The following is a 12564-nucleotide window of genomic DNA, read 5'->3' as shown; positions in this document are numbered from 1 at the left end:
ATGTTTTTTTACTACTTAGATCTCGCTTGGCGCAGCATTAAGAAAACCCCTTTTCTGTCGCTGTTGATGGTATTGGCTATCTCGATTGGTATCGGCATTACAATAACCACGCTTAATATCTATAAAATGGCCTCAATTAACCCTGCTGGCGAACGTTCATCTACGCTGTTTGCGGTACAGTTAATGAGCCAAGACAATGATACTTGGGAAAATATTAACGAACAAATTACCTATCAAGATGCGATGAACTTGCGTAAGAGTGACGTACCAGCAAGACAGACCGCGATGTTTCGCACTGGCCTTGCGGTACAAACCGACGATGTTAACTTTTCGCCAGTCTTAGAAGGTGTTCGGGTAACAGATAGTGACTTTTTTGCCATCTTTGATGTGCCGTTTTTATATGGTCACGCCTGGAGTGAGCAGGTTGACCGTGACGGCGGCTATAAAGTGGTGATTAACGAAGAGATTAATAATAAAGCATTTGGCGGCGGCAATAGTGTCGGTAAAACACTCATACTCAACCGTAAACCATACCAAGTGGTGGGGGTGATTAAAAGCTGGAATCCAAGTCCGAAGTACTACGATGTTAACAATGGCGCTTTTAATGATTCAGAGCAAATCTATGTACCGTTATCACTGGCCCCGATTGAAGAATTTGAGAGCTGGGGTAATAACAATAGCTGGCGTCATGAAGATATCCGAACCTACCAAGACCGACTCAATTCAGAAATGCACTGGGTACAGTATTGGACTGAGTTAACCACATCGGCAATGCAGCGTGAATACAAGCAGTGGTTGGGTAACTATGTTGAGCAACAACAGCAATTAGGACGCTTTAAGCACCCAGAAGCTAGAGGGGAGGTTTCTGATGTTGCGACCTGGTTGGCGGTTAATAACGTTGTTCCTGAAGATAACAAAGTGCTGGTGGGTTTAAGTGTGCTGTTCTTAGTGGTGTGTTTGGTGAATATGCTCGGTTTGCTATTGGCTAAATTCTTAAAGCGAGCACCAGAAGTGGGCGTAAGGCGAGCCATTGGGGCGAGTAGAATGCAGATCTTCTCTCAGCATTTGGTTGAAGTGGGCTTGATTGGTTTTTGTGGTGGCGCGCTAGGGTTATTGTGGGCATGGGTAACCTTGAACTTTCTAGCGTCGCGTTTCGAATTAGAGTCCTCTTTATCTCAGTTAGATCAGAGTATGTGGTTTATCGCCCCTGTTATAGCAGTGTCTGCGGCGATTATCGCTGGTATCTATCCTGCTTGGCGCATTTGTAGCACTAACCCAAGCGTTTACCTCAAGAGCCAGTAACCAAAAGGAATTTATCATGTTTCAAATTAAACCCATCATAAGTATGTTGATGCGTAATAAGAGTGGTCCATTGTTACTTTTGCTCCAAATTATTCTGTCGGTGGCAATTGTCGCAAACGCGAGTTTTATCATTAGTGAACGCATTGGTTTGATGAGCCGTGAATCTGGTATTGCGGAATCAGAGGTGTTTGACTTTAGTGTTTACAACTTCGATGAAGGCATCGATTCAGAAACTCAGCCCCTGCGCGATCTTGACATTATTCGTCAGCTTGATGGTGTCAAGGCCGCAACGCTGACGAGTATGACGCCCCTAAGTGGCGGTGGCTGGTCATCAAATTTTTCCCATGGCACTAGTGAAGAAGATCGTAAAGATGGTCCAAACGCTGCGATCTATTATGGCGATGAGCAGATGATCCCAACTCTGGGGCTCAACTTAATTGAGGGGCGTAACTTCTACCCCGATGAAGTTAATGCCGGTGGGCCTGAGCTTGCTAGTTTAGCGATTGTGTCTGCTGAATTTGCCAAAGAAACCTTTGGCGATGAATCTGCACTGGGCAAAGTGATGTATCGCGGAGATATTGGCAATCAACCGATGAAAATTGTCGGTGTGGTTGAGCGCCTGCAAGGGGCGTGGGTCGATAATGGCAACCTAAATCTCAGCATTATCCTTAATGTAGAATTAGCATCATCATTCAACCGTATCTTGGTTAGAGCGGATGAGAGCGCAATTGTGGCGCTTAAAGAGGCAATTCCTGCAGCGCTACATAAAGAGCACCCTAACCGCGTAGTAAGGGGGTTCAAAACAATTAGCGAACATCGTGTGAGTGTATACCGTAACCACGAGCTGATGGCGTCAGTACTGTCGTTAATGGTGGTGTTATTGCTGCTAATCACTTCGCTAGGGCTTGCAGGTATGGTGATGTTCAATATTGAACGCCGTACAAAGCAGATCGGCACCCGCCGAGCATTAGGGGCTAAAAAGCGCGATATTATTAGCTTCTTTTTAGTAGAAAACTATCTGTTATGTCTTATTGGTGGTGGTTTAGGTTGTTTGATCGCCATCCAACTTGGGCAGCAGTTGATGACCCTTTATAGTTTGCCAAAGCTTGAACTCATCTATCCCATTATTACGGTTGCAGGTCTTTTAGTGCTAACGACCATTGCAGTGATTTTACCAGCCCGCAAAGCTGCCAAAATATCTCCAGCAATAGCCACACGAAGTGTCTAGTACTTATCGCTAATGTATGGTTTGTAACGGCTTGATTGTGACCTCAAGCCGTTGTAATTATTTAAGTGATCTAAGATAAACTATTGATTGAAAAGTTAATCGCTTTATCTCTGTTTCGCTTTGGGTTAGTTTTAGGCAAGCCTCAAATAACCCACATATTATAAAAAGAGACTATGGATACGATTCTCATCGTTGATGATAACCAAGCTGTATGCAACGCTTTATCGCTGATGCTGGAGTTGCATGGCTATCAAACGCTCACCTGCTTGTCACCTGAAGTGGCATTAGAGCTAGTGCAACTGCATGATATTGCTCTTGTTGTTCAAGATATGAATTTCACAAAGGATACGACTTCCGGTGAAGAAGGCGTATCACTGTTTTATGCGTTAAGAGCGCTACAGCCACAACTACCGATAGTATTACTCACCGCATGGACTCAACTTGAGGTGGCGGTAGAATTGGTTAAAGAGGGCGCAGCCGATTACATGGGCAAGCCTTGGGATGATGCTAAGCTACTAACCAGTATCGGTAATTTAATCTCACTACACACCTTAACCAAAGCCAATGCAAAACTTGCACGAGTCGATAACCAGCGCATGGCGGCGATAAAAGATGCTGATCTTTGCGGCATTGTATTTAACAGTGGCGCCATGCAGCGTTGTGTGGATTTAGCGTTGCAAATTGCCCGCAGTGATGTATCAGTGTTGGTGACGGGTCCTAATGGTGCTGGCAAAGATAAGTTAGCAGATATTATTCACGTTAACTCTAATCTAAAACATAAACCCTTTATTAAGGTCAATATTGGCGCATTGCCGATGGAGTTATTAGAAGCAGAGTTATTTGGTGCAGAAGCGGGGGCGTTTACCGGCGCAACTAAAACACGTATTGGTCGCTTTGAGGCCGCAGATGGCGGCACCTTGTTTTTAGATGAAATTGGTAATCTGCCATTATCAGGACAAGTAAAACTACTGCGGGTGTTGCAAACCGGTGAGTTTGAGCGTCTTGGTAGTCATCAAACTCGTAAGGTAAAGGTTAGGGTAATAAGCGCAACGAATGCCGAGCTGATTAACGACATTCAAGCTGGCCGCTTTCGAGAGGATCTGTTTTATCGGCTTAATGTTATTGAACTGGCGTTGCCTGCGCTTAGTGAGCGAAAAGATGATGTTATCCCCCTGGTCAATTACTTTGTCGGCGCTGAATTCTCATTGAGTAAACATACACAGCAAACACTAGAGGCACATCATTGGCCGGGTAATGTACGTGAGCTTGAAAACGCCTGTAAACGTGCGGTGATTCTAGCCCAGAGTAGTACCTTGAGCGCTGATGATTTTGGCCTGATTGACCTAGATGTTACTGCTAGCTCACAAACGGTTCAACAGACTCGTTCCGTTAACGTGCTGAGCAAGTCCCAAGCCACGCAGGTTGAGACAAGCTATCAAACTGTTAACTCGTTAATTGATGAGAAAGCTAATATTCAAACTGCGCTAGACGAACATAAAGGGGTGATTTCAAGAGTTGCAAAATCACTGGGGTTAAGCCGACAAGCACTCTATCGACGTATGGAAAAATATGGCATCGAAAAATAAACCCAGTAGCCGTATGAGCGGGGTTTCTCTACGTGCAAAATTGATTATTGGTAGCGCTCTGGCAACGGCTGTAGGGCTAATGTTGTCGTTGAGCTTATTGCTATGGTTTGCAGAGCCCGCTGTTTCACAAACGGTTGTTAGGCAATTTAGTTTGCTGCTGTTGATCATTTTTGGGTTGTCTATCAGTTTCGCTATTACGGTGAGTTACCTATTAACCCGCAATCTAGCAACTAGCTTAATGGCACTTGAAGTGGGCTTGCTCAATTTTAAAGATAATGATTTTAGTGTCAGTTTGCCCGTAGGCGGAGATAAGCAACTACAAGCATTAGCTGTTTTGTTCAATGAATCAGCCGAAGCATTGAGGCAAGAGCGTCAATATATTTATCAACGTGAGCTACTACTCGATAAGGTGATTCAAAGCTCACCCAATGTGATGTTGTTGCTAGATGATGAGCAACGGGTTATTTACGCTAATGATGCAGCAAGACACCTGTTTAACCAAGGGCTAAGAATAGAGGGAATTGAGCTTAACGTACTCATTGAGCAGGTTGCCGATGAACTGAGAACTGCACTGGAAAACCCTAAAGATGGCTTGTTCTCGTTGAGTGCTAAAGACAGTGAATCAAAAGGCGATGGAGAGCCCGAAACGTGGCATCTATCTCGGGGACAATTTCTGTTAAACGGTCAATTCCACCACCTTATTTTACTCAAGCAGATGACGCGAGAGCTCAATCGTCAAGAGGTGGCAGTGTGGAAGAAGGTGATCCGCATTATTAGCCACGAACTGAACAATTCAGTCGCGCCAATCGCTTCTATGGTCAACTCTGGGCGAATGATCACCAAAGATCTTGATAACCCTAAGCTAAAGCTTATCTTCGATACTATTGAAGATAGAACCAGTCACCTTAGTCAGTTTATCTTCGATTACGCGCGGTTCGCTAAACTGCCAGTGCCCAAAAAGAGCCAGGTAGATTGGCATAAATTAACTGAGCAACTGCAGCAACACTATCGGTTCCTCCTTGAAAATGAGTTGCCAAACTCCACGGTAGAATTTGACTTGATCCAGATGGAACAGGTGTTACTTAACCTTCTGAAAAATGCACATGAATCTGGTGCAGCACCAGAGACTATTAGCTTATCGATTGTCGACGCCAGTTTGTCGGATGGTACAGAGGGCGTTTACATTGAAGTTAACGATCAAGGTTCAGGCATGCCTACTGAAGTCCTCCGACAAGCGTTGTTGCCGTTTTACTCAACTAAACAATCGGGAACAGGGCTTGGTTTGCCGCTATGTCGTGAGATTGTAGAGGCACATGATGGGCACATCAGTTTACAAAACCGCGATGATAAAGGGTTATGTGTCAGATTGTGGTTACCTAAGTAGCGACTTCAGCGCTAAATGAAACTTTCTGGGTGACCAATTAGAGCTAACGAGCTGCTAGCGTTAGTACCGCTTATTAATACTACACCAATAGCGAACAGGCTTTTTTGCCCTTAAAGGTGATTTAAATCACCTTTGCTATTGCCGTGGCCCACTTAAAGAACCTAAACTGAGGCTACAAATTTAAAACAATAACTGTTTCAAATTCAATTAGATTTACTTGATTTTACAGCGTGCTTTTACAGCATGATTAGCTGATTCCGGGACGAACCTATGCCAAATTATCTTAATTGCACTGCATTTAAATTCGCACTGATATTTTCATCGTTGGCACTGATCACTGCGTGCGAGAAAGAAGCGGTAAAAATCACGCCAAAGTTAGTTGTTGTTGAGAAGGTTTCCACCGCGACGGTGCCTTTATATGGCAACTATGTTGGGGTAACTAAAGCCTCACTGGATGTTGAGGTCAGAGCACGGGTTGATGGTTTTGTTGAAAATAAAAGCTTTATTGAGGGCAGTGCTGTTAAAGCGGGGGCGCCACTATATCGTATCGATAATCGTCCTTACGTCGCTGTCGTTAATCGCTTAAGCGCTAATGTTGAGTCGCAGCAATCGGCGCTCGAAAAAGCCCAGCGAGATGTGGAGCGGTTAAAGCCGTTGTACGAGCAAGACGCTGCCAGTCAGTTAGATTTTGATAATGCATTGTCGATACTCTCTCAAGCCAAATCGAGTGTAGCAGCCAGTAAAGCTGAGCTTGAAGAGGCAAAGCTAGAGCTTAGCTATACCGAGATTAAATCGCCGATTAGTGGCTTAGTGAGTCGCTCAGAAGTGGATATCGGCGCGCTGGTTGGCAGTAGTGGTCAGTCACTATTAACTCGCGTTAAGCAAGTTGACCCTATCTATGTCACTTTCAATATGTCGGCGTTAGATTACCTTAATGCCCGTCGCCGCATGACCAGTTATAAAGAGCAAAAAGCAGCGGACTCAGAGGGTAAAGCAGTTGAAGGTTTTGTCACTATTACTTTGCCTGATAATAGTGAATATCGTTACTTAGGTGATGTTGCTTTCACTGACCCTTCAGTGAACCCTGAAACCGGGACTTTTCAAGTTAGAGCAGAGTTGCCTAACCCTGATAAAGAGCTGCTGCCAGGGCAATATACTAATGTCCGCATAAAGCTCAGTGAAGTAGATGACGCGATAGTCATTCCAAACAAGGCCACTCAAGTTGAGCAGGGCGGCGTTTATGTGATGGTGGTGCTGCCAAATAATAAAGTCGAGCGTCGCTTCATTGTGGTTAAGCATCAAATAGAGATGGGGCTTGTGGTGCAAAGCGGCTTAAAAGCCGGAGAGCAGGTGATTGTAGAGGGCATGCACCGAGTGCGTCACGGTCAACTTGCCGAACCACTCACGCCTGAGCAGTACTATAAAAAAGAGGATACCAAACAGAAAGAGCAAGCATTAAAACAGCAAGAGCTTGAGCAGGAACAGGAGGGTAACTAATGGCACAGTACTTTGTTAACCGCCCGGTTTTTGCCAGTGTCATCTCGATAGTCATTGTGCTGTTGGGGTTGATTGCGATGTTTCAGTTGCCGATAGATCAATATCCCTATATTACCCCGCCGCAGGTGAAAATATCTGCATCGTATCCAGGCGCTACCTCTACGACTGCCGCGGAGTCGGTTGCTACGCCATTAGAGCAAGAGCTTAATGGCCTGCCAAATATGATCTACATGAGCTCCAAAAGTACCAACTCTGGTAGTTCCAATGTCACCATTACCTTTGATGTCGGCACCAATCCTGATCTTGCCGCAGTGGATGCACAAAACTCTACTCAGCAGGCAACGGGCAGCTTACCGATCGATGTGCAAACAGAGGGAGTTTCAGTCTCAAAAGAGGCATCGGTAGAACTACTTAAACTGGCACTAACTTCTGAAGATGAACGTTATGATGAGATCTATCTGAGTAACTACGCCACCATTAACATTGAGTCAGCACTAAAGCGTATACCTGGTGTTGGCCGCGTCCGTAATACGGGGGCGCGCAGCTACTCCATGCGAGTATGGCTTAATCCCGACACGATGACGGGCTATGGGTTAACGACCTCAGATGTTATAGATGCCATTAAAGCGCAAAACAAAGAGTCTCCGGCAGGCAGTATTGGCTCTCAGCCCAATGCTGAAACCATAAGTATGACACTGCCAATCACTGCAGCAGGACGTATGAGCAGTGTGCCACAGTTTAATGAAATTATTGTGCGGGCAAATTCAGATGGCTCGATTATACGCCTGCGAGATATCGCCAATATCGAGTTAGGATCATCGTCTTATACGCTGCAATCTCAGCTCAATGGTAATAATGCCACTATTTTGCAGGTGTACCTACTGCCAGGTGCCAACGCGCTTGAAGTGACCAAAAAAGTCAAAGCAGAGATGGCTAAACTGTCGCAGAAATTTCCGCAAGGGATGAATTGGGAAGTCTTCTTTGATGCTTCTGTATTTATCGAAAATTCTATTGAAGAGGTGGTTAAAACACTCGTCGAAGCACTGATACTAGTGATTCTGGTGGTTTTTCTGTTTCTACAAAACCTTCGTGCAACGCTTATTCCTGCCATTGCTGTACCTGTTTCATTAATTGGAACGTTAGCGGCTATGCTCGCTTTTGGTTTTACCATTAATACGGTGAGTTTATTAGCATTGGTGTTAGCCATTGGTATCGTTGTCGATGACGCGATTGTGGTGGTAGAAAATGTAGAGCGGCTAATGCATGAAAAAGGATTAAGCCCAGCAGAGGCGACTAAAGTGGCGATGAAGGAGCTGTCTGGAGCGCTTGTTGCAACCAGTTTAGTACTTGCCGCGGTATTTGTACCGGTGTCTTTCCTATCTGGTATCACCGGTATTATGTATCGTGAGTTTGCGGTAGCCATTACCGTTGCGGTATTGATTTCGACAGTAGTGGCACTGACGCTTTCGCCTGCACTGTGCGCCTTATTGCTTAAGCCAGGCGACAAAGCGACTTCAGGTTTTTTCAAATGGATGAATGACCATTTAGATACCGCGACTACTAAGTATGTCGGTTTAGTGATGCTGACCAACAAACATGCCAAACGCAGTTACTTGCTGTTTGCATTAATGGTGGGAGGAGTTTATTTGATTATGAGCTCGTTACCATCAAGTTTTATGCCTGATGAAGACCAAGGTCGATTCTTTATCGATATGTCATTGCCAAATGGTGCGACGGTTAACCGCTCGCAAGATGTACTCAAAAAAGCCGAGGCGATAGTGCTGGCCCACCCCGCGATTGCATACTCCTTTACTTTGGCTGGTGAAAATAGACGTTCAGGTTCTAACCAAGCTAATGGACAATTTGAGGTGATCCTCAAACCTTGGTCTGTGCGCTCTGAAAGTGACGCGACAGTACAAAATGTGATGGATGAGATTAAGCACGAGTTGCACGATGTGCTTGAGGCAGAATTTAAGATATACCTACCTTCGGCGGTACCGGGTTTAGGTAACGGTTCTGGGGTCGAGATGGAGCTACAAGATACCTCTGGTAGTAATTTTAAAGGCTTGATTGAAACCGCTGATGAGCTGGTGGAGACGCTTAAGTTACAGCCAGAAATTGCGACTGCAGGACTGTCTTTGCAAACGGCTATTCCACAACTGCATTTGAGTGTTGATGAAGCTAAAGCGATGGCCATTGGAGTAAAGGTGTCTGATATTTATGGCACGATTAAAACGTTTACTGATTCATCGACGGTGAACGATTTTAACCTCTTCGGTCGAGTCTACCGGGTTAAAGTACAAGCGGAGGAGCAGTTCCGCCAATACCCTGATCAGATTGAGGACTACCATGTTCGCTCTGCATCCGGAGCTATGGTGCCTATCGGTGTGTTAGCTAAGTATGACTATTCCGTCGGGCCTGCTGCAGTCACTCATTATAATATGTTCACTAGTGCATCGATTAATGCATCGCCAGCAAAAGGTTATGCTTCAGGGGATGTTATCAAAGCTATCGAGCGAGTCGCTAAGCCTATGCTTCCTGCTGAGTTTAGCTACGAGTGGACGGGGATCACCTACCAAGAGGTGCAATCTGCTAACCAGACGAGTATTGCTGTGACACTGGCTATGCTGTTTGTGTTTCTATTTTTGGCCGCATTATACGAGAGTTGGACGTTGCCAATAGCAGTCCTCCTCATAGCACCTATAGCGATGCTAGGTGCCTCATTAGGTACACTTATCAGCGGTATGGAAAGTAACCTCTTTTTTCAGGTTGCCTTTATTGCACTTATTGGTATGGCGGCTAAGAACTCAATTTTGATTGTAGAGTTTGCCAACCAGTTGCATCAAGAGGGTAAAAGCCGCTTAGACTCTGCGCTGGAAGCTGCCAATATGCGCTTTAGGCCAATTCTAATGACCTCGCTGGCATTTATTTTAGGTGTATTGCCGTTGGTGCTTTCTGTTGGCCCCGGCGCTGTAAGTAGGCAAAGTATCTCGATTCCAATTTTATGCGGGATGATCTTCGCCACCACCATTGGCATCGTGCTAGTGCCGCTGTTTTTCGTGACGACCGCAGGTTGGGTTCGCAGTAAAATCAGCGATAAAACGGAGGTATCGACTCATGCTTAAGAGCATACCTAAGAAAACATTTGCTGCTAAAACGCTGTCTGTTAGCGTGGCTTTTGGCCTGATACTCGTTACTGGTTGTGCCATGGGGCCTGATTATCAAAGGCCTGAACTTGATGTTCCGCAGCAATACCTTGATGAATTGCAACAATCTGAGGGGCAAAATGTCGGACTTAAGCATTGGCGTGAGTTTTACCTCGATCCTGAATTACAGGTTCTGATAGAACACGCTCTCGATCAAAACCTTGATTTAGAAGGTGTTCGCTCACGATTGTTAGCTGCAAGAGCAAACGTCACGGTCACGGATGCTCAGCTATATCCTGTGGTTGGACTAAATGCCAGCGCAGAGCGCGCACTCGATAGTGCATTAACCAGTACCGATCCTGTTGAAGAAGATACTTTTTATGTGGCAGGCACGGTTTCATGGGAGCTTGATTTATGGGGCGCTAACCGTCGCCGCAGCGAAGCTGAATTTGCTAATTTTATCTCCTCGCAGGAAGCACTCAACCTCGCCACTATCAGCCTAATCAGTGATGTTGCTAGTCGTTATTATGAATGGCTTGATATCGAGCAACGTTACCAGATTTCGCTTAATACCGCTGAGCTGCGTAAAAAGGAGCGCGATCTTGCAAGGCTACGTAAGCAAAATGGAGTGATATCTGGCTTACAAGTCAGGCAAGCTGAGGTGGAATATCAAAGTGCCAAAGTCACTTTGCCTGATCTTGACTATGAGCGCAGTGAAAAGGCCAACCAGTTACGGATTTTATTGGGGGAGTTCAAGTATCCGTTAACGCCTAAATCTGAAGCGCAGTTAAAAGCGGAGGGCGCGTTGTTTCCAGATACTTTTGCGGTTGGCATTCCCTCACAGATGTTGTCGCAACGTCCTGATGTAAAAACGGCAGAGCAAGCGCTTATTGCAGCCAATGCCAATGTTGGAGTCGCTAAAACCGCTTTTTTCCCAAAATTTACCATCAGTGGTAGTTATGGAACTGAGTCTGAAAGTTTGAGTGATATCTTTGATAGTGAAGGGGTGACTTGGTCGTTACTTGGAGGTATTACCGCGCCAATATTTAACTCTGGTAAGATTTCAGCACAGTACGATATTGCGCAAGAAGAGGCTAAGCAGGCGATGCTCAATTATAGGGGGACTGTGCTTGCCGCTTATTTTGAAGTTAATGATGCGATGAATAGTTTCAGGCGTTCAGAGTTAGCCATTGAAGCACAGCAAGAGTTGGTTGAGGCATCAACAGAATATACTCGCTTAGCGATGTTGCGATACCGCAATGGTGTCTCTAGTTCATTAGATTTGATGGATGCTCAGCGTAGTTTGTTTAGTGCTGAACTGACATTAAGCCTAGTAAAACGTGACCGACTGTTGTCAATGATTACTCTGTACCGTGCATTAGGCGGTGGGGTGTTAACCAGTGAAGAGATGCAAACTGAACTGGGGAAAGAATAACTATAGTGTAAGCGTTGAATGGTGTTATTTTTAGTTAGTTGCTCCCTTTTTGTGAGCAATCATCAAGGAGGAATGATGAGTTTGAGTGCAGGAAAATACGATATGCTTCGATTTGTGTTGCTGGTTGGCGTGCTCGGTTGGGGAGTTTCCACCGCAGTGATCGTGCAGTTAATTCAGATGATTATGGGAGACATGTCGTTTTTTGATGGGCTTATATCCTCATTGATCATTTTTCCAATCGCCGGCATTTTATTTGGGTATAGCATGTGGCGAGCCAAGCTTGCTAAGTCTTTTGAAGGCTAAATATTTCTGTGCTTTATTGTGCCTATAGCCCTCTCTTGCGAGTAACTTTCAAGCTAAACAGAATTTAGACAGGAGTCTTTATGTTTTATCGTTCTAGATTATCGAAGCCCTTTTTATTGGTAATTTACATCACTCTTGCCACAGTGGGGATTTTTCAGGCAGGCTACCTTATCGGTTTGGCTGCGTACTCAGAGGATTTTAGTTTCAGTGCTATTAACGCAATACAGATTAGCCTACTTGGCTTGGGAAGTTGGGGGATATTTGAATTGGTAAGAAGGCTAAAGAAGATGACTCTAGAACCTCAGTAAAAGTCGCAAGTAAATATGTTTTAGCCGATAACTCCCATGCTGATTAAATCCTCTTAAACACAATAAAGGCCAGCATTTGCTGACCTTTCATTAATTTGACCGTTTAAATTAACTAAAGAGGGTATTCTTTAGCTCCGCTGCTGGGATCTTAAATGGCTCGATTAATCTAGGCGGCCTAAGTACTAACGCACCTTGGCAGTTGTTACAGGTGAAATGCATTTTTTCACTGCAGCTTTTGCAATAGGTGCACTCGAAAGAGCAGATATAAGCGACCTCTTTTCTCGCTAGCTTGGTTTTGCAGCACTCGCACTCTGTTTTCATTCTTAACATAAATTCACTCCCTTGAATAACTAAACTACTTCTACTTCTACTTCT

The 12564-nt window shown here is 44.9% G+C and carries 9 protein-coding genes; 8 read left to right on the top strand and 1 reads right to left on the bottom strand.

The features are described from left to right. The 8 genes from AB4135_RS20450 (at nucleotide 1) to AB4135_RS20415 (ending at nucleotide 11881) form a co-directional block, all read left to right on the top strand. Complete coding sequence (locus AB4135_RS20450; protein ID WP_371995308.1) at nucleotides 1-1302, top strand: ABC transporter permease; 1302 nt, start codon at nucleotides 1-3, stop codon at nucleotides 1300-1302. A gap of 16 nt (nucleotides 1303-1318) precedes the next feature. After that, nucleotides 1319-2530 (top strand): ABC transporter permease, encoded by a 1212-nt coding sequence (locus AB4135_RS20445; protein ID WP_371995272.1) that lies wholly within the window; start codon nucleotides 1319-1321, stop codon nucleotides 2528-2530. A 173-nt stretch (nucleotides 2531-2703) separates the two neighbouring features. After that, nucleotides 2704-4116, top strand: a complete 1413-nt coding sequence (locus AB4135_RS20440; protein ID WP_371995271.1) for a sigma-54-dependent transcriptional regulator — start codon at nucleotides 2704-2706, stop codon at nucleotides 4114-4116. Next, nucleotides 4100-5500: a PAS domain-containing sensor histidine kinase gene (locus tag AB4135_RS20435; RefSeq protein ID WP_371995270.1), complete on the top strand. Its 1401-nt coding sequence runs from the start codon at nucleotides 4100-4102 to the stop codon at nucleotides 5498-5500. Before AB4135_RS20440 ends, AB4135_RS20435 begins: the two co-directional genes overlap by 17 nt. A gap of 270 nt (nucleotides 5501-5770) precedes the next feature. Further along, nucleotides 5771-6997: an efflux RND transporter periplasmic adaptor subunit gene (locus AB4135_RS20430; RefSeq protein WP_371995269.1), complete on the top strand. Its 1227-nt coding sequence runs from the start codon at nucleotides 5771-5773 to the stop codon at nucleotides 6995-6997. Then, nucleotides 6997-10122 (top strand): efflux RND transporter permease subunit, encoded by a 3126-nt coding sequence (locus tag AB4135_RS20425; protein ID WP_371995268.1) that lies wholly within the window; start codon nucleotides 6997-6999, stop codon nucleotides 10120-10122. Before AB4135_RS20430 ends, AB4135_RS20425 begins: the two co-directional genes overlap by 1 nt. Next, entirely contained in the window at nucleotides 10115-11578 is a 1464-nt protein-coding gene (locus AB4135_RS20420; protein ID WP_371995267.1) for an efflux transporter outer membrane subunit, read from the top strand. Before AB4135_RS20425 ends, AB4135_RS20420 begins: the two co-directional genes overlap by 8 nt. Nucleotides 11579-11653: 75 nt before the next feature. Then, on the top strand, nucleotides 11654-11881 hold the full coding sequence (locus AB4135_RS20415; RefSeq protein WP_371995266.1) for a hypothetical protein: 228 nt from the start codon (nucleotides 11654-11656) through the stop codon (nucleotides 11879-11881). Between the two features lie 416 nt (nucleotides 11882-12297). Here AB4135_RS20415 and AB4135_RS20410 read toward each other — a convergent pair. After that, on the bottom strand, nucleotides 12298-12564 hold a 267-nt coding region (locus AB4135_RS20410; RefSeq protein WP_371995265.1), incomplete at its 5' end, for a DUF1272 domain-containing protein.

The sequence above is a fragment of the Shewanella sp. 10N.286.54.B9 genome (assembly GCF_041468565.1).
In the GTDB taxonomy this organism is placed as follows: Bacteria; Pseudomonadota; Gammaproteobacteria; order Enterobacterales; family Shewanellaceae; genus Shewanella.
Note: the sequence above shows the minus strand (reverse complement) of the source record. Positions and strands in the feature narration are given on the sequence as shown.